At 40.8% G+C, this 19278-nt stretch carries 19 protein-coding genes; 7 read left to right on the top strand and 12 right to left on the bottom strand.

Going from position 1 to position 19278, the window contains the following annotated elements; translation table 11 throughout:
- Positions 1-7: 7 nt before the first annotated feature.
- The 5 genes from ABTV71_RS26335 (at position 8) to ABTV71_RS26315 (ending at position 5817) form a co-directional block, all read left to right on the top strand.
- On the top strand, positions 8-1105 hold the full coding sequence (locus ABTV71_RS26335) for a DUF4855 domain-containing protein (protein ID WP_433901618.1): 1098 nt from the start codon (positions 8-10) through the stop codon (positions 1103-1105).
- Positions 1096-2352 (top strand): hypothetical protein, encoded by a 1257-nt coding sequence (locus ABTV71_RS26330; RefSeq protein ID WP_433901617.1) that lies wholly within the window; start codon positions 1096-1098, stop codon positions 2350-2352. The genes ABTV71_RS26335 and ABTV71_RS26330 overlap by 10 nt, the downstream gene beginning before the upstream one ends.
- A 92-nt stretch (positions 2353-2444) precedes the next feature.
- Positions 2445-3530 carry a DUF4855 domain-containing protein gene (locus ABTV71_RS26325; protein ID WP_433901616.1) on the top strand — a complete coding sequence of 362 codons (1086 nt, stop codon included), beginning with the start codon at positions 2445-2447 and terminating at the stop codon, positions 3528-3530.
- A gap of 9 nt (positions 3531-3539) precedes the next feature.
- The gene (locus ABTV71_RS26320; RefSeq protein WP_121120720.1) at positions 3540-4256 is read left to right on the top strand and encodes a 3-keto-disaccharide hydrolase; all 717 of its coding nucleotides are present in this window, start codon (positions 3540-3542) and stop codon (positions 4254-4256) included.
- A gap of 22 nt (positions 4257-4278) precedes the next feature.
- A complete protein-coding gene (locus ABTV71_RS26315) occupies positions 4279-5817 on the top strand; it encodes an ADP-ribosylglycohydrolase family protein (RefSeq protein WP_433901615.1) in 1539 nt (512 codons plus the stop codon).
- A gap of 192 nt (positions 5818-6009) precedes the next feature.
- Here the strand turns inward: ABTV71_RS26315 and ABTV71_RS26310 are convergent, their stop codons facing one another.
- From ABTV71_RS26310 to ABTV71_RS26280, 7 genes are all read right to left on the bottom strand, one after another.
- Complete coding sequence (locus ABTV71_RS26310; protein WP_433901614.1) at positions 6010-6573, bottom strand: nitroreductase family protein; 564 nt, start codon at positions 6571-6573, stop codon at positions 6010-6012.
- Positions 6574-6600: 27 nt separating this feature from the next.
- Positions 6601-7863: a peptidase T gene (pepT, locus tag ABTV71_RS26305; protein ID WP_121120717.1), complete on the bottom strand. Its 1263-nt coding sequence runs from the start codon at positions 7861-7863 to the stop codon at positions 6601-6603.
- Positions 7864-8026: 163 nt separating this feature from the next.
- Positions 8027-8854, bottom strand: a complete 828-nt coding sequence (locus ABTV71_RS26300) for a DUF4197 domain-containing protein (RefSeq protein ID WP_121120716.1) — start codon at positions 8852-8854, stop codon at positions 8027-8029.
- Between the two features lie 240 nt (positions 8855-9094).
- On the bottom strand, positions 9095-9931 hold the full coding sequence (locus ABTV71_RS26295; RefSeq protein WP_433901613.1) for an endonuclease/exonuclease/phosphatase family protein: 837 nt from the start codon (positions 9929-9931) through the stop codon (positions 9095-9097).
- 255 nt (positions 9932-10186) lie between these two features.
- Positions 10187-10954 (bottom strand): glycerophosphodiester phosphodiesterase, encoded by a 768-nt coding sequence (locus ABTV71_RS26290; protein WP_121120714.1) that lies wholly within the window; start codon positions 10952-10954, stop codon positions 10187-10189.
- 111 nt (positions 10955-11065) lie between these two features.
- Complete coding sequence (locus tag ABTV71_RS26285; protein ID WP_121120713.1) at positions 11066-11713, bottom strand: HD domain-containing protein; 648 nt, start codon at positions 11711-11713, stop codon at positions 11066-11068.
- Positions 11706-12884: a THUMP domain-containing class I SAM-dependent RNA methyltransferase gene (locus ABTV71_RS26280; protein ID WP_121121248.1), complete on the bottom strand. Its 1179-nt coding sequence runs from the start codon at positions 12882-12884 to the stop codon at positions 11706-11708. The genes ABTV71_RS26285 and ABTV71_RS26280 overlap by 8 nt, the downstream gene beginning before the upstream one ends.
- Positions 12885-12961: 77 nt before the next feature.
- On the opposite strand from ABTV71_RS26280, the gene ABTV71_RS26275 reads away from it, so the two are divergent.
- Together ABTV71_RS26275 and ABTV71_RS26270 are read left to right on the top strand one after the other, a co-directional pair.
- On the top strand, positions 12962-13336 hold the full coding sequence (locus tag ABTV71_RS26275) for a DUF3127 domain-containing protein (RefSeq protein ID WP_077437102.1): 375 nt from the start codon (positions 12962-12964) through the stop codon (positions 13334-13336).
- A 308-nt stretch (positions 13337-13644) separates the two neighbouring features.
- Entirely contained in the window at positions 13645-14109 is a 465-nt protein-coding gene (locus tag ABTV71_RS26270) for a copper resistance protein NlpE (protein ID WP_433901612.1), read from the top strand.
- Between the two features lie 18 nt (positions 14110-14127).
- Here ABTV71_RS26270 and ABTV71_RS26265 read toward each other — a convergent pair whose 3' ends face one another.
- The 5 genes from ABTV71_RS26265 to ABTV71_RS26245 all read right to left on the bottom strand — a co-directional run bounded on the left by ABTV71_RS26265 (position 14128) and on the right by ABTV71_RS26245 (position 19215).
- Positions 14128-15129, bottom strand: coding sequence for an acyltransferase (locus ABTV71_RS26265; protein ID WP_433901611.1), 1002 nt, complete (start codon positions 15127-15129; stop codon positions 14128-14130).
- 17 nt (positions 15130-15146) lie between these two features.
- A complete protein-coding gene (locus ABTV71_RS26260) occupies positions 15147-16298 on the bottom strand; it encodes an MFS transporter (RefSeq protein WP_121121244.1) in 1152 nt (383 codons plus the stop codon).
- A gap of 225 nt (positions 16299-16523) precedes the next feature.
- Positions 16524-17054 (bottom strand): fumarate hydratase, encoded by a 531-nt coding sequence (locus ABTV71_RS26255; protein ID WP_121120711.1) that lies wholly within the window; start codon positions 17052-17054, stop codon positions 16524-16526.
- A 3-nt stretch (positions 17055-17057) separates the two neighbouring features.
- Entirely contained in the window at positions 17058-18455 is a 1398-nt protein-coding gene (fumC, locus tag ABTV71_RS26250) for a class II fumarate hydratase (protein WP_433901610.1), read from the bottom strand.
- 190 nt (positions 18456-18645) lie between these two features.
- Positions 18646-19215 (bottom strand): hypothetical protein, encoded by a 570-nt coding sequence (locus ABTV71_RS26245; protein WP_121120709.1) that lies wholly within the window; start codon positions 19213-19215, stop codon positions 18646-18648.
- Between the last annotated feature and the right edge of the window lie 63 nt (positions 19216-19278).

The following is a 19278-nucleotide window of genomic DNA, read 5'->3' as shown; positions in this document are numbered from 1 at the left end:
GAACGCTATGAGAAAAGTTATATATCTGATTACAATATGTGCAGGATTAGTTTTGTCCTCAGCGACGATAACTGCGCCCAAAGTACCTTCTTCTAAAAAGATAGTTGATCTGGCTTTGATTTACCATGGCGGAGCGCAGCGCGTTCATTGGAATGCCGAAGCATTGAAGCATTATGTTTATCGAAATAATGAAAAAAAGACGGACTGGCTTTACGATGGCTTCTTATTCCTGGAGTTTTCGGCAAAAATTAATGGAGAACAAGTGGATTTCGAGTATAATAATGGGTTGCGAGGCGGCCGTGGTGCGACCAAGAAAGACTGGCAATGGCTATTGGAAAGGACTTTCGCACCGCAAGAGGGGCCTAAGGCTGTAGAACATATTCTGGATAGCCTGGCTAAAAATAAAATCTTTCCCCCATTTAGACGTAGAGCAGTTTTTGCTCTGCCATTGCCAATTTTTGAACAAAGAAACTGGGGAGAATTGTCTGGTAAATCGTTGGATTTTACTGATGTGAAGGATAGGGCGCAGGCTATGATTTGGTATATCGATCAAGTACGCGAACATTGGAGGAAGAGCAACATAAAACACCTGGATTTTGGAGGTTTTTACTGGACGCATGAGGCTGTTTTCGATAAGCATAATGATAAAGAGCTGGTTAGGTTAGTAAAAGCCTATTTGGAGAAAATAAATGAACCCTTAAGCTGGATACCTTATTATGGTGCTGAGAATTCTCCGTTCTGGAAAGAAATTGGATTTGATGTCGCTTATCAGCAGCCTAACTATTTTTTTGAAGTGAAGACGCCTATGGAAATCCTGACCGGAGCCATCAGGTTTGCACAGGACAATAAGCTATCGCTTGAGATGGAATACGACGGACGTGTTGATCAACCGGAATTTAGGAAGAAATTCTATGAGTATCTGGAGAAATTTGATGATGCGAAAGCTTGGAATAAACTCCCCATCGCTTACTATGATGGAGATGGAGCCTGGTATCATATGTCTTTGAGCAAGGATGTGGAAATGCAGAAGATGAAAAACAGATTAGGAGATATTATCGTGAAGCGACAATTAAATTATCAACATATAGCCAATACATGGGAATAATAAATAAAGTGTTGAACAATTTTAGTCAACTGTTGTTTTTGGGGATGCTGTTGCTCTGTAGCTCTATACAGGCATCGGCGTCTTCAAAATTGAAGGTGGACCGTCTTAGGCAATTTGAAATGTTATCATCAAAGCAATATGTAAAAATGCTGGATGGAAAATTGTATATCGGCGCTAAGTTTGATACCTCTAATGATATTATTATTGTTTTTGAAAAATGCATGTTTAACGAATTGATGACCTTTTCTAAAGTTGGTTTAGCGGATAATTTAACCCTTTTTCCGCTTGCCTACCCCGAGCGAAAAGTCGATCGTGTACTCAATGAAACTAGCTCAGATAATATTGGGCCGGTTATGTTGAAGGACGGTGGCTGGGTAGGAGGAAATCACAGTTTCATGGAGAAAGGAACTATCAATACGGCCAAAACAATCAGTTTTGCATTTTATGCAGATGGAAAACTACTTCGGGATGGAGATGCCATGGAAGCAGAAATAGTTACTGTCAAAGTCAAAAATGAGATCTATGATCCTTTTCAACCCACAAAAGGAGCTGATGGAATTGAACTCGCTTTAAAAGAGATACTATTAGAGGAAGACATCACTTATACCATACAAAAAGGACAGCTATACGTAGAAGTGTCTCATTCTTATAAAAATACAAAAGAATATGTGATAGAGCGGTATTATGGCATGCAGAGTATGTTTGCCGGAGAGACAGAAGTCATGACGCCCAATGGTTCATATTTCGATTTTCAGCCTGAGCCTGAGGAGTTGTTTTTGTACAAAAATAAATATCCTTCGTTCAATCGTTTTATCGAAAGAAATTCGGTTGCGGGCATCTGTCAATCAAGTTATTTGATGCCTTTTTCCGAACGGGATCCTTATTGGTCGCTAACAGCGGGGGATAAAATATTTGTTAGGGCCCATGGCAAAACTTACCATAACCAGATTGCCGATAGACCGGTAAGAAAAGGGGCTGTTTTCAGCTGGAGCGGATTGTACAATTGGTTTACCCCGCTCGTGAATGATAGAAGAAATCTCGTTTATATGGGGATAATAAAAGGAGAAATTTTTCTATTTATTGATTGTAAGCAACAGGGGCAGTCTAAATTAAAATTGCCCGAAGAACTCGATGGAAAGAAATATAGGGTTGTTGAAAAAGGGCAGGGCATCTCCTATCTGCAGGATGGTAGGCAGGCTGACCTGAATGCGGATCATGCGGGCAGTATTATTCTTGCGTATTATTAACCTTTTCGATGTTATTACCCTAGGAATTGAAAATAATGGAAGTGCCCGTTTGTGTCAATTAAACAGAATACTCAAAAATAATTATATAAAAGATGAGAAAAACCATATCATTGATTGCTATCATATGCTGTGTTTATATTGTTCGTGCGCAGCAATATCTGCCGTTGTCATCTCCGAAGACAGATTATATTACTGATCTGGCATTGATCTATCAAGGTGGTGTACATCGGCCTGATTGGAATCCTGAGCAGATAGCACATTATGTCTATAGAAAAGAGCGGGGAAAAGTTGATTTTTTATTTGACGGTTTTCTTTTTATCGAATTCAAAGACGGTAAAGGGAAAGACTATTCAATAGGATATGAAAAGGAACATACCGGAAAAAAAGAATGGGCTTGGTTGCTTGACCGCAATTTTGAAAAGCAAAAGGCAGTACCAGCACTGAATGAAGTATTAAAGGATCTCAGTAAGCAGGGGATCCGTCCTACGCAACGTCGCAAAGTTGTACTGACCCTTCCAGAACCTATTTTTGGACAACAAGATTGGGGAGAGCTTAATGGCAGGAAACTTTCGTTTACCAATGAAGATGATCGTTTTGATGCCTGTAAATGGTATATCGATACCGCATTGGCCTATTGGAAAAAATCACAATTAGACCAGTTAGATTTCGCTGGATTTTACTGGGTAGCCGAACAGAATTCAGATGGTCAACATCTTATCCCGCGCATTGCAGCATATATTAAGCAGAAAGGATTGAAATTCTATTGGATCCCCTACTGGAAAGCTGAAGGTCATGGTGATTGGCAAAAAGTGGGCTTTGATGCAGCCTATCAGCAGCCTAACCACTTTTTTGAAGAAAATATTCCAGACAGCCGTTTGGATGAAGCCTGTGACTTTGCTAAAGCTCATGGTATGGGTATGGAAATGGAATTTGATAGCCGTGTAGAACAAACTAATTTCGAAAAAAGGCTACAGGCCTATATAGACGCTTTTGAGAAACATGGTGTCCTCCAACATGCAGCAATGGCCTACTATGAAGGTGGAGATGCGATGATGAAACTGGCCGCGAGTGCCGATCCCAAAAATAGAGCAATTTACAAGAAAGTCTGTGACCTGATTGTTGAAAGGCAGAAAAAAGCAGATGAAATAAGAAAAGTAAAACCGAGAAAAACCAAATAGATACAAAAAATGAAGAAGTTATTTAACACCACCCTAGCTGTTCTTGTAATCCTTATTGCAATGCAGAATCTATGCGTGGCTCAACAAGGTAGAACCGTAAAAACAGCTACTGGAAAGCAGATCTCAACGCTCAGTAAATCAGAAAAAAAAGAAGGTTTTACCATGCTCTTTGATGGACGGAATTTTGATCAATGGATTCCATCTGAAGCCTATGATATCACCGCAGATGGTTTTATCCGTTCCAATCCTGAAAAAAAAGCCGGAACCAACCTCTATACGAAAGAGGAGTATGATAATTTCATCTACCGTTTTGAATTTAAATTGACGCCAGCTGCCAATAATGGAATCGGGATTCATGCCCCCTTGGAAGGTGACGCGGCTTATGTTGGCAAGGAGATCCAAGTCTTGGACAATGATGCGGATGTATACAAAGAGTTAGCCCCTTATCAGTACCATGGATCTGTTTATGGTATCATTCCTGCAAAAAGGGGAGCATTAAAACCGCTTGGCGAATGGAATCAGGAGGAGATCCGTGTTGATGGCTCAAAAATTAAAATAACATTAAACGGGCAGGTGATCGTGGATGGAGACCTAAAGGAAGCAACCAAAAATGGAACAATGGATAAATTGGATCATCCGGGGCTGAAACGTAGCAATGGACACATCGGCTTTTTGGGGCATGGATCTGAGGTCTTTTTCCGCAATATTCGGATAAAACGTTTATAAATCTATTATTTGCATGATCAGTATGAGACAAACTAAATGGTTGAAACTTTATGTTATTTTATGTTTTTGTGCCGGAACAGTATTTAGTGCTGTGGCACAACAAACTAAAACATCCAAAGATATATTGCTGTCCAAGACAGCATTGCGGGATAAAATAAAGGGAGGCTGGGCTGGACAGGTGATCGGCTGTACCTATGGTGGCCCCACAGAATTTCAATACCTAGGGCGAATGATTCCAGATACTGTACCTATTCCGTGGAATGATCAGGTTGTTTCGGGCTATTACGATAAGTTTCCGGGACTTTATGATGATATATACATGGATCTCACCTTTGTTGAAGTGATCGATAAACATGGCGTGGAAGCCCCAGCTACATATTTTGCGGAAGCTTTTGCCAATAAAGGTTATCAATTGTGGGCGGCAAACCAGATGGGGCGTTACAATGTTCTACAAGGATTGAAACCACCGAAGTCGGGGCATTGGACCAACAATCCCCACGCGGACGATATAGACTTTCAGATTGAATCCGATTTTATAGGACTTATGTATCCCGGCATGCCCGCTTCAGCGGCAAAATTGGCCGACAAAGTAGGGCATATTATGAATTATGGTGATGGTTGGTATGGTGGTGTATTTATTTCCACAATGTATACTTTGGCTTTTACATCCGCAGATGTTCCCACAATAATTGATCAGGCACTTACGGCAGTTCCTGCACAGAGTGATTTTCACAAATGTATTGCGGATATCATTAAATGGCATAAGCGATATCCGAATGACTGGCGGAAGACCTGGCAGGAGTGTGAGCAAAAATGGAGTAACGAAGTTGGCTCACCAGATGGTGTATTGGCTCCATATAATATTGATGCGAAAATAAATAGCGCTTATGTCGTGATCGGACTACTATACGGTGATGGTGATTTTTTTAAGAGCATCGATATCGCGACCCGATGCGGGCAGGATTCAGACTGTAATCCTTCAACCGTTGCAGGCATCCTAGGTACACTGTATGGCTATGATCAGATTCCGGAAAAATGGAAGTCGCCACTTAGGCCGGTTTTGGATCGCAATTTCGATTTTACAAGCATCTCGTTAAACAACATCTACGATATAAGCTATCAGCATGCTCTCGCGATGATCAAAAAGCAAGGTGGACAGATTCAGACAGATGATGTCCTCATAAAAAAACAGCAAATCAAACCTGTGCGCTACGAAAAATCTTTTGAAGGACATTATCCTGTCAAGGTGGAGTCGTTATTGGGACAGCAATTAAAAGATACATACGAATACAATTTTGAAGGTATTGGCCTAGTGTTTCGAGCAAATGTAGACGGCCCTGATGACTATGAAGCCAAAGTTGCCTTTTCCATAGATGATCAGCTGATCGAAACAGCAACATTGCCTGCCAAGGAAATTAAGAGACGTTACGAAATGTTTTATAAATATCAGTTGTCCAATAGAAAACATAAACTCACAGCCAAGTGGCTTAATCCGAAAGAAGGCGTGCATATTAATATACATAGTGCAATTACTTATGGGAATAAACCTTTGCCGCTGTAATCTACAATTAGAATATGCGCCGGAGCTTCGTACTTGAGCGACAGCAAGGTTCTTTATAATGGAGCCATAAAATGATAATTTGTTTAGTGTACTGAACGATATTGTGTATTTTGTTCACCGTATTAAACAAAATAACTAGTAAGGGCCCGAATGATTCGAGCCCTTAATAATTTTATCGCATGTTGCGGTGCCTTATTCTTCCCAACGAATTTTTTCTTCGATAGGCGTACGTACAGGTTCGCGTGCATCTGATTGATGATGTCCTAAATAAAACAGGCCGATACATTTTTGGTTCTCTTCCAGATTAAGGAAACCGCCCAAATGATTGATTAAGCCCGGTGTTGCCCAGTAGCCACCGATATTCAACGAATGTGCAGCGAGCCACATATTTTCTACAGCGGCAGCAGTACAAGCCAATTCCTCCCATTCAGGGACTTCGCCTGTGTAATTGACGATAAGTGCAATGGCAACATTTGATTGTGTTGCTTTTTTGCCCATGGTGATCTCCGTCGCTTCCGTATATTTCTCCGCTGGTGTAACCGATTTATAGATGCGCGATAATTCAGTACCCAAACGTTGAAGTCCTTCTTTACGGAAGATCACAAAACGCCAAGGCTGTGTCCGTTTATGTGTTGGCGCAGCATTAGCTGCTTCTAAAATGCTAAGGATATCCTCTTTGCTTACTTCTTCTTCGGTAAAAGAAGCCTGAAATACCGATCTTCTGTAGTGTATTGCTTTTAAAACGTCGTTTTTCATTAAAAATATGTTGATTTTAGAATGTACTTATGCTTTTTCTTCCCATAAAGATACAACATGCAAAATTGTTTTGACGGCTTTTTCCATATCTTGTGCTGATACCCATTCTTGCTTTCCATGAAATGCATGTCCACCCGCAAAGATATTGGGACACGGAAGGCCCATAAACGAAAGCCGTGACCCGTCCGTACCACCACGGATGCTTCGTCTTTCTGCGACCATCCCCGCTCTTGTAATCGCTTCCATACCGATCTCCATAATTTCGGGATGTTGATCCAGGACCTCTTTCATGTTGCGGTATTGCTCTTTTACAGTGAATGTATAGGTGCAATTTGGATAACACTCGACAATAGATTTTGCAATGGCTTCCAGTTCATCTTCATGTTTTTTCAGATTAGCTGTTGCATGATCTCGGATGATAAATTGGATTTCCGCTTTTTCAACCGATCCACTGATATGCACAGGATGTACAAAACCATCCTTCTTATTGGTGCTTTCCGGAGAAAGTCTGTCTTTCGGTAATGCATCGATGATGGCGCTTGCGATTTTAATAGCACTTTGCATTTTCCCTTTGGCAAAACCCGGGTGCACCGAGACGCCATGGATGGTTAAGGTTGCTCCATCGGCAGAGAATGTCTCATCTTCGATCGTACCGGCTTTTTCACCGTCCATGGTGTAGGCAAAATCTGCCGCCAGACGCTTTAAGTCTGCCTTATCAACCCCACGTCCGATTTCTTCGTCTGGTGTGAACAAGATCTTGATATCTCCATGTTTGATCTCTGGATGTTTCATCAATAGACGGGCTGCATCCATTATTTCGGCAATTCCAGCCTTATCGTCTGCCCCCAATAATGTTGTTCCGCTCGCCGTAATGACATCGTTTCCGATTTGATTGGCCAAGTCGGGATGTTCTGCATATTTGATCACAATGCTCGTATCATCAGGAAGTACCAGATCTTGGCCTTGGTAATTGTAGTGTACCAAAGGTTTGACATCTTTGCCCGAAGAATCCGGAGAGGTGTCCATATGAGAACAGAAACAGATAACTGGAACTTTCTTGGACGTATTGGAAGGGATGGTTGCATAGATGTAACCATTTTCATCCATAGCGGCATCCGAAATACCCAATGATAAGAGTTCTTCTACCAATAATTTGCCCAGATTTTTCTGTTTTTCGGTAGATGGACATGTCGGTGAATTTACATCAGATTGTGTGTCAATCTGTACGTAGCGTTGAAATCTCTCCGAAACTGAAAAGTCACTTATGTTATTAATCTCAAATGTGCTCATTTTTATCGCCCTAATATGATAAGGGTGACCAAATTTACAAATTCTAACGGGCTTCGGCCAAAAACAAACAAGACTTGTCAATAAACTGACAAGTCTTGTTTACTATGAGGTCATATTTCGCTACCCTCTTTGATCTCTTTTTGGCACTAACCCTGGATTTAGCTTATTTTTTGTCGTCGGCGTAGCCAAATACTTTCTGCAGGATATTTGTATTTCTGCTTCCGCCGATATTGTTTCTGATTTTCGATTCCTGATCCGCTACTTTGATAAACAGACCATCTATGGCCTTTTGTGTAACATAAGCAGTCAGATTTGTTTCCACCTTATTGCCTAATGGCAAGTTATTATAGGCGCTGGTCAGCTGTGTCCAATATTGGTCAACATTGTTCACGCCCATTGCCGATTGAATAACCGGACTAAACTTGTTCGTTAATTCGGTAGATGTATTTGTTTTGAAAAATGTTGTTGCGGCATCTTGCTTACTACCCAATAGAATATTGGTCGCATCAGTGATGGTCATTTTAGACAGTGCATTTACGAATACTGGAGCGGCTTCTTTTACTGCACCCTCAGCGGCTCTGTTCATGCTTTGAATAAATTGATCACAAAGCTTGCCCATACCGACTGCACGAAGTGTTTTTTCTACTTTTTGAGCCTCTGCAGGCATCAAAATCTTTACTGCTGCATCACCTAAGAAGCCATCTTTTTTTGCCAGCGATTCAATACTCAGATTAAGACCGTTGCTTAAAGCCTGTTTGATACCCAATGAAGCATCTTTATTTGATAATGAAGCTAAAGGGTTCGATTTATTTGAACTTGAAGTCGAAGACCCGGTAGTTGAAGTATTCGTTGTTTTTGTGCTATCGGTTTGACCTTGGCTTGCCTTGTTCAAAGCCTCATTAATCTTTTTAAAGATCTGTGCTTCGCTGTTGTTGGAGTACAAAAGCCCCGAAACAAATAGGGTGCAATATAGTAATGGGAATTTCATCATGATATGTTTTACTGTCAAAATTAAGGATATCGACCGTTAATTTTTGTAAAAGTTTAAATTGTCGGCTATTATTTCCATGAGATTGTCCGTATCCGTAGTAAATGCGCCACAATCCCACTCTGCAACGAAGGTCCTACATTGTCGCGGCGCCTATTATCGAAAGGGAAGGGGCTAAAAGTAAAAACGCCCCAAAAGGGCATTTTTATTTGTTGGATTAAAGCAGTTTTAATTTTATAAGACCTACTTCCATGAAAGTGTTGTCACAACAGGGAAGTGGTCAGAAGGAAATTTACTCATGTAAGTATCTGTCAGGATACCATATTTTTTTACCTGGAAAGGCTTTGTGATAAAAATATGGTCAATACGGCCAGATGCCCTAAGACTTTTTCCCCAGCCGTTAAAGGAAGAGTTCGGCTCATATTTAAGCGGAGACAGTTCGTGGACATCGGTGACCACTTTACTGTTGGCGAGTGTAAAATAGGCTTCGTCTTTTTCATCCACATTGAAATCACCTGTTAAGATTAGCGGAAGATCCTTTGCAAATTCTTTTGCTTTGGCCAAAATCAATTTCGCGCTTTCCGTTCTCGCTGTACGTCCGATATGGTCAAAATGTGTATTCATAAAGATAAAACGCTTTTTATTGGCGTTATCTTCAAAAATTCCCCAGGTACAGATCCGTGGTAAGGCCGCGTCCCAACCTTTGTTCGGATGTTCGGTATCTGTTGCAGAAAGCCAGAACGTACCGCTTTTTATGGCTTTGAACCGATTGGTATTGTAGTAAATTGCGGAGTGTTCACCCTCCTGTGCGCCGTCGTCGCGACCTACACCAACATAGTCGAATCCCGGAAGCAATATTTTTAGATCCTGAACCTGATCATGAAAGGCTTCCTGAACGCCAAATAAATCAAAACCATGATACTTGATCAAATTTGTCAGGGGCACTTTACGGTCGGTCCACATATTACCACTATCTACGGTATTTCGTTGTCTTATATTGTATGTGGCTGCGATAAAATCCTGAGCATAGGAAAGGTATGATAAGCATAATGCCGCAGCGAGTATAAATAATTTTTTCATCTATATTAATTTGTTCTTCAGTTGTGATGAGACTATCAGATTTTATATTGGAATAATTATTTTGGAATACCTGAGCTTATCGGTGTATGGCTGCGTGGTATTCCGATTTTGTTCGTTGTTTAATCCCGAAGTTCATTTATATTCCCCATCTTGGGTCTCGTATCAATAAGCCATAGGCTAAACTTGTTCTATTCGACTTGTAGGAAATAAAACGATCTTCAGTTTGTAATGTTGCTGATGATTTCGGGGATAACTTTATTTTTTCAATACCTGAAGCAACAATTCGGGTTCATCCGTTGTAATGAAATCGATCTTTTGTCCAATGAGGTTGCTCATTTCTTCTTCGGTATTGACGGTCCAGGCATTCACTTTCATACCTAATTGATGTGCGTCCTGTAACCAGCTCGTATTCTTTTTGAAGACCGAAAAATGGTAGTCTAGGCCATTGACTCCTGCAGCATTCACATCAGCAGGTGATTTATCCCCATTTAGGTATTGGATATTTGCTTTTGGGGCGAGCTCATGAATCTTTTGACAAGCCTCAAAACTGAATGCGATATAATCTGTTATTTTCTCTGCTTTTAGATTTTTTACCATTTCAACAGACTTTGTTGCAGCCTCAAGCGTTCGTTCTACACCGAGTTTGTTTGTTTTTAACTCCAAGATCAGACGTAAGCCTTTTAACTTTTTTCCTGCTTTAATATACTCTTCCAATGTTGGGATAGATTCCCCATTCGGATGTTTTTTTGCTAGTAGTTCGGTGTACGTTGCCGTTGCGATGTCGATACCATAAAAATCATTGTCATGATTGACGACAAGGACGTTATCTTTCGTAAGGTGTACATCAAACTCAGATCCAAAAAGTTTAAGTTCATGTGCGGCTTTTAAAGAGGCAATGGAATTTTGAGGAAGATGACTGTTTTTCCATACCCCACGATGTGCAATTGCTTTGGTCTGTGCAAATAATGTTGTCGATGAAATGACCATAGCCAACGTCAGACAGCTAAAAATGTGTTTTTTCATATGTGTTAGTTTGAAAGCTGATTTTTACAGCATAAAAAAAAGTGGTACTTTTTATCCTGATTCACAAGATCTAAAATACCACTTTTATATTTAGTTATTGTTAACTGTAATTTATTTTTTACCATTCCATTCTGCCATGAACTCATCAAGGAATTCGAGCATATATCGGTGGCGGTGTTCAGCAATTCTTTTTGCAGCCTGTGTATTCATTTTATCTTTCAACAAGAGTAGTTTTTCGTAGAAGTGATTGATTGTCGGAGCTTCAGAATGTTTATAGGCTTCCTTATCTTTATATTCCTGTACGGGAATATTGGGGTTGTACATTTCCCGGCCTTTATTTCCGCCGAAACTAAATGCACGTGCAATACCTATCGCTCCAATGGCGTCCAGACGGTCGGCATCCTGTACAATTTCCATCTCTTTGGAATGAAAGGAGACCTCACCCAAACTTGCCTTGAAAGACATGTTAAAGATGATTTTTTTGACATGGTCAATAATTTCCGGGGAAATTTCCAGACTTGCCAAAAACTCTCCGGCAACGCGAGGGCCAATTGTTTCGTCACCGTCATGGAATTTGCTGTCCGCGATGTCGTGCAAGAGCGCGGCTAATTCGCAGACCATGACATCAGCTTCTTCATCTTCTAAAATTAACTTCGTATTGTTCCATACGCGTTGAATATGCGACCAATCATGGCCTGCTTCTGCAAATTTCAAACGATCTTGCACAAATGCGACTGTGCGTTCAATAATGTTATTCATACAATACTTTTGTTTTTTCGCGAGTACCCTCGTATAATTCGTATTCTAATAATCTACAATCTAATTTACCGTTATAAAATTCTATACGTCTGGACGCACGGAGTCCAATTTTCTTTGCTAGATCCGGATTACCTGTAAATATATAGCCTCTATAACCTTTGCACTCCTGTTTCATAAAATCACCCATACGTTTGTAGGTAATTTCCAACTTGGTATGCGTACCCAAACGTTCACCGTACTCTGGATTGAATAGGATGACACCACCTTCTTTAGGAACGTGTGTTTCGGCAAAATCGCATACTTCAAATGAAATTAATTGTTCCACACCTGCCGTTCGGGCATTCATTTTGGAAACGTTGATCGCTTCTTCGGAGATATCCGAAGCAATAATTTGAGGCGTTGCTTTTTTATTGATCTGATCTTTTAACAAGCGACGCTCCTGAAAGAAAACAGTTTCGTCATAACCGATGAAATGCATGAACGAGTAATTCATGCGCAGAAGTCCGGGTTTCCTGTTGGTAGCGATCAATGCCGCTTCAATGGCCAGTGTTCCGGATCCACACATCGGATTGACAAAAGCGGATACGCCATCCCATTTTGAAGCAAAAATTGTTGAGGCTGCTAAGGCCTCCAACATGGGAGCCTTGCCCGGAATCTTGCGGTAACCATGTTTGGCTAGCGTCTCGCCTGAGGTATCAAGGAAAATTTCAGCACGGTCATCCTTCCAATAGAGGTGTACGACGGCTTTGTTGTTTTCCGGACCAGAATTCGGGCGCATGCCTTTTTTTTCTTTAATACGATCCACAATCGCATCTTTCACCTTTACATTTGCAAATAGAGGCGTACTGATTGTTTCATTGTCCACATTAGAGCTTACTGAGAAATAGCCATCGAATTGAATCAGTTCTTCCCAGGCAATCGTGCTGAGCTCTTCGTAAAGCTCCGTGGGATTGTTGGCCGAAAATTCCTTTAACGAATATAGAATCTGCGAAGCGGTACGCAAGTTCAGATTGAGCTTGATCGTATCATTTACACTGACTTTCAATTCGACTCCAGTAGGAAAAGCTCTGACGATGTCAAAACCTAACTCTTTAACTTCCTGTTGCAAATACGGCGATAAGCGTTTATTGCACGTAATGATAACTTTATTGGGGGTGTTGAAAACTTCCATCATATTTTGTACAAAGTTAATTAAACTCTTCCTCAAAAATTGCTTAATTTTACGCTTTAATATTTATTTTTTTGATTATGGAAATTAGAGGAAAAGTACACGAGATAGGAGCGACACAACAAGTGACAGAATCATTCAAAAAACGTGATATGATTGTAGCTTATGCCGAAAACCCACAATTTGTTGAGTATATCCGTTTTGAATCAACACAAGACAGAACTTCAATTTTTGATAACCTGGCTATTGGCGAAGAGGTAGAGGTATCTTTTAATCTTCGTGGCCGTCCATGGACAAATAAAGACGGCGTGACGACATATTTCAATTCATTGGTGGCATGGCGTGTTACAAAATTAGGGAATGCTGCACCGGCACCATCTTCTCCGGGGTATGCGGATATGCCTGCTCCCGTAGATTTGTCTGGCTCATCAGATGATGATGATTTGCCATTCTAGTCTGAAATAAGACATGCAATTCCTGTAGGCACATTATGCTATAAATTGATGACGTTTATAGCATGTATAGTCGTACAGCATACCATATAACTCGGACTGTCCAACGATTGGGCGGTCCTTTTTATTCCCCTTTTTCAGGGTATCCTACAATTTTAGAAAAACGATACCATTCCTATCAGCTTCATTTTTACTTTTTGAATACCGCTTCTTTTATTTTAACCACAATGCATTTTTTAGATTCGGATAAACATTTTCTTGGCGCCGAAATTGCTTGTTATCCGGTAGATTTAACTCAAAATAGCAGAAATATGAAATCATCCGTATTATTTATTTGCCTCGCAGCACTTTCTTTGAGCGCCTGCAATCAGACAAAAAAGGAAAATCAACAAGTGGTAGCGTCAGATTCATCCGATCATACAACGATGACAGCAGATACCACCCATACGTCTCAGAATTCTTTGGATTGGCCGGGCAAATACGAAGCAACAATTCCCTGTGCTGACTGTGAAGGTATCAAAACCAACATTACGTTAAAGAATGACAACACTTTCTTGATCGTAAGTGAATATATCAATAAGAACAGCAAAGTTGAGGATTCGGGTAAAGTAATGTGGCATGATAACGGTTCGGTTGTACATCTGACCGGTAAAGAAACCAACATGAAGTTAAAAGTGGGTGAAAATAAATTGATCGGGTTGGATCAGGATGGGAAGGAGATCGACGGCCCCAATGCACACCTTTATGTCTATAATAAAGTCGAAGGCGAAAAATAAACACCAGATCAAATTGAACTAGCCGCTGACGTATTTCCCAAATGGAATCTTTCGCAGACAATAAGTCAACAGAGCACTTGAGAGCAGTGTGAGAATTGCCGCAACCGGAATTTTCCATAGCGTGGCTAAGGGAATGAGCGGATGGATATAGTTCAAAAATAGGATATGGCTTAAATAAATGCCAAAACTATGGATGTCGATAAATTCCCAGAATGCATTTAACCTTTCTGGGAGTTTTAAACATTGAACAAATACAAATAAAAAACCTGCACTTAATGCAATATTCGGCGACAGATAATTATATAGTGTGGGGTCAAATTCTCCCTTTTCGAGACTTAAACAATAGGTGCCCCAACCTGTAATCAGACAGCAGGCTATAAAGAACAACATGCTCGACCATCTTAACTGGGGGAGTGGATAATTGTAGAGATAGTAACCCAAGACGAGATAACCCATGTAGCCTGTAAAGAAGGTTAGGTCAAAATTCGGAAGGTATACATTAAACCATTTGTTGCTGAAAAACAGCGAAGCAAACCACAGGCATAAAAAAATCTCAATTTCTCTTTTTGAACAGTTTCGGATCATTTTTCGCAAAAAAGGGATTGCTAGATAGAGCCCGATCAGCATGTAGAGGTACCATAGGTGTGCATTGCTTCCTGACTTTAAGCGAATTAACACAATGTTGATAACTTGTGGAAAACCCACATACTCGAAATCGATGTATCGGATAAAATAATAGACCAGGTAGACAATGGTCCAAAAGATAAACGGTGGAATAATTTTAAACAGGCGCTTTTTATAGCATGTACCTGTATCTTCGTCTCTCTGCAAAAGCAATGCGCCCGAGATGATGACAAAGAGGGGGACGGCAAAACGGGAGAAGCTGTTGATCCAATTGGTATAATTCCAATCGAAAGAATCGAAATCATTGCTGTTTAAATAGCCCGAAGAAGAATGGATCAGGATAATCAAAAAGATCGCTATGATACGCAGTACACTGATGTAACTACTTCGGGCCATTTGATTTTTTTTAGTTGTTAACGCTTATTGTCGTAAACCTTGAGATAAAGCAAGGTCAACAGGGCGCCAATACTTGCCATACCCACACCCACCAGCGAAGGGGTATTGTAACCCATTTTTAATGTAATGGGAATTCCCCCTAAAAATGCACCGAGTGTATTGCCGAGATTAAATGCTGCTTGTCCGCCTGCTGCAGCTAATGTTGCAGCCTCTTTGGAGGCCCGAATTAACATCAGTTGTGTCGGCGAGCCGATAGTGAAGGATACCAAACCTGTAATAAAGGCCAGTGGATAGGCTGTCCAGCCTATCGGTGAGATAAAATACACCATAACCAGGCACAGTGCCATAGCAGAAAAACTGGCGATTGCTGCTTTTGTTGGCGAAATGGTATCGGCTAGTTTCCCGCCGATCAGATTGCCAAAAAACATCCCAACCCCAATCAATATCATAATCAGCGGCACACGGTCAGCCGGAACGCCGGAAACCTGTGTGGCCAAAGGAGCAATATAGCTGATCCAGGCAAATAATCCACCGGTACCGATCGCGATAATCGCCATGAGCAGCCAGGCGATTTTTTTGTTGAAAAAATTCAGCTGACTGAAGATATTATTTCCTTTAGAAGCTTCAATTTTTGGCATCCAGGCATATATTGCTGCGAAAGTAATCAGGCCCAGTATACTGATAATACCATAAGTCAGGCGCCAAGAATAGTGATGACCGAGATAGGTACCCAAGGGTACCCCCGCCAGATTGGCGATTGTCATACCTGTAAACATGATCGAGATGGCCTGGGCTTCTTTTCCTTTAGGAGCGAGTTTTGCGGCCACAACAGACCCAACACCAAAAAATGCGCCATGTGGGAGTCCAGCCATAAAACGCGAGAGACTGATCAGAAACTGTCCCGGCGCTATGCTGAATAAACCGTTGAAAATAAAAAAAAGGAGCATTAAAAAGAGTAAGACCTTTTTGGGAGGATATTTACCCGTAAATAAGACCAATGTAGGGGCGCCCACAACCACGCCTAGCGCATATAGGGCAATAAGGTGGGCCGCAGTAGGGATTTCGATCTGCAAATCCTTAGCAATGTCGGGCAAGATTCCCATCATCGTGAACTCCGTCATTCCGATGGCAAGTCCTCCAAAAGCTAAGGCAATTATTCCTTTGTTCATATGGATGGTTGGAAGTTGATAGGCAAAAGTAAAAATAAAAAACGGTTTATTACATGTTGATTTATCCATCGATGTAATAATCACCTTTAGATGAGCCGATCGATCAAGATAAAGTAGAAGTAGACCCGCCAAAGGCTTGCATAGAGAACACAGATTAAGGAGCAAGGATTAAAGACGGTGCTCGTAAGTCGCTGGCTTGAACAAATAAAGTCTAATATCTCAATACTAATATCTCTTCTTAGGCACACAGGTGATATCCTTGGTCTTTCTGAGCACAATAGGACGTTGGTCAAACCGGCTTTCCAGTACTACAGAGTCAGTAGAATGATAGACTACTTTAAAACGCGGGATATATTGCCCCGAAAGATAGCAGCCTGAAATCTTCTGCTTGCCATTTTCTTTGGTATAAATACCGTCTACAATAATCGAGTCACCGCGCAGGACATAAATCCCTTTGGCGTGTTCCGTCCAGGCACCATTTTTATAACAGCTATCCGGGATTGTTTGTACCTTATTGTTTACGTGCATGGTGGCATAAACCGAATCACAGGTAAACTTAAACTCTGCCAATGTATATTGCAGCATTTGACTTTGTCCCGGAATACTGTCCTGTATCCATTCGCCCTGTAAAAACGAAGCCCCTTCACCCTGCATATCCGAATTGAATTTGCAAGCAGTAAAAAAGAAAAACATACCTATGGCAAAAGCCAATAGGTATGTTTTTGATGATATATTTTTTGTTGAAATTATTGCCACAGCTTATTTTAAACTTCCAACCATTTCTTCAGGTTTCACCCAAGCGTCAAAATCTTCGGGAGTCACATACCCCAAGCGTACGGCCTCTTCTTTAAGTGTAGTGCCGTTTTTATGCGCTGTTTGAGCAATTTCAGCAGCTTTGTAATAACCAATTTTCGTGTTTAACGCAGTTACCAACATCAGTGAGTTGTCAACCAATTCTTTGATGCGTTTGTAGTTCGGCTCGATACCGGCAGCACAGTGCTCTTCAAAAGAAACACAGGCATCACCCAATAAACGTGCAGACTGTAAAAAGTTTGCTGCCATTAATGGCTTGAACACGTTCAATTCATAATGTCCCTGTGTACCGCCAATGGTGATGGCAACATCATTACCCATTACTTGTGCAGCCACCATTGTTAAGGCCTCACATTGCGTAGGGTTCACTTTGCCCGGCATGATAGATGATCCCGGTTCATTCTCTGGGATAAGGATCTCACCGATACCTGAGCGTGGGCCTGAAGCCAACATCCGGATATCATTAGCAATTTTATTCAATGAAACTGCCAATTGTTTCAATGCACCATGTGTTTCGACAATAGCGTCATGTGCGGCCAAAGCTTCAAATTTGTTTTCAGCCGTGACAAATGGAAGACCTGTAAATTCAGCGATGTATTTCGCAACAACCACATCATAACCATTTGGTGTGTTTAAGCCAGTACCTACTGCAGTACCACCTAATGCCAATTCGGATAGGTGGGAAAGTGTATTTTTTAAAGCTTTTAAACCATGGTTTAATTGAGCTACATAACCAGAAATCTCCTGACCCAATGTCAATGGCGTCGCATCCATTAAGTGTGTACGACCAATTTTAACCACATTTTTGAACTCTTCAGCTTTTTTGGCCAATGTATCGCGCAGTTTTTCCACACCAGGTATAGTTATTTCGGCAACAGCTTTATAAGCTGCAATATGCATTCCGGTAGGGAAGGTATCATTTGATGACTGTGATTTATTGACGTCATCATTTGCTTTCAATACAGGTTCACCTTCACCAATCTTATATCCAGCTAATACTTGAGCACGGTTTGCAACAACTTCGTTTACATTCATGTTGGATTGTGTGCCCGAACCAGTTTGCCAGATCACCAATGGGAATTGGTCGTCTAGTTTACCTGCAAGAATCTCATCACATACAGCTGCAATGGCATCACGTTTTTCAACAGGTAAAACACCCAATTCGTGGTTTGCAAAAGCAGCTGCTTTTTTCAGGTAAGCAAAACCTGCAACGATCTCATGTGGCATAGAAGCTGCCGGTCCGATTTTGAAGTTGTTGCGTGAACGTTCCGTTTGTGCACCCCAGTATTTATCTGCAGGTACCTGAACTTCACCCATCGTATCTTTTTCAATTCTGAATGACATATTGTTTTGTATAAGTAAAACGTAAAAATTAATCGGTATGCGTGCATGGCACACAACACATCGATCACAAAGTTAACGGATAATACAGTAAAAAGTAAAAATTAAAAGGTAAAAATCAAAAATTGAAACAATTAGTAAGCCATCGGCTTGCAAAACCAAAATCTAAATACGATTACTAAATACTAAATACTCAAAAACCAAGGCGTTTTGTCAAGGATTCATTCACATGATGAAATACTTGTTTTGGTTTTAATGTGCGCCAGGATAGTTCATTGAGTGCTCCTCCAAAATTGATGTAATAGTCGATATTCTGCTGTTGAAACTCTTGGACGACATGATCACGGAAGCCCACACCCGCAATCCAGCCATCGTCAATATCCTGGAACCACTCCTCGTAATAGGAGTCATCCGAAGAATGGAAATTCAACACATTCTCACCGACAAGAATAAAATATTTTATCCCCTGACTGATCATAACATCGATAAGTTCTCTTTTCAGTAACATAATGTCATTGTATATGGCATCATTCCACTCGCCGATCAATTCGATAATGCAATATTGTTTATTATAATCGACAAATAATACTTTCAGATAGAGGGTGAGCGACCCGAATTCATCCCATTGGGGATGCAGCAAAAAGTTGTAAATCTGTTTGTCGAAATCGAACTCGCTGTAGACCGTACCATAGAATGGTGATTGTTCGTCTTCTGCGGCGACATAATAGTCGCGCCAATTATAATAAGGTTCGATTTCGTGCATATTTTAAATTCCTTTCCAAGTCCAAACTAAAATAAATTTAAGCTTATTTGCAAGTTTCATGCA

The organism is Sphingobacterium puteale (assembly GCF_050986225.1).
Taxonomy (GTDB): domain Bacteria; phylum Bacteroidota; class Bacteroidia; order Sphingobacteriales; family Sphingobacteriaceae; genus Sphingobacterium; species Sphingobacterium puteale.
Note: the sequence above shows the minus strand (reverse complement) of the source record. Positions and strands in the feature narration are given on the sequence as shown.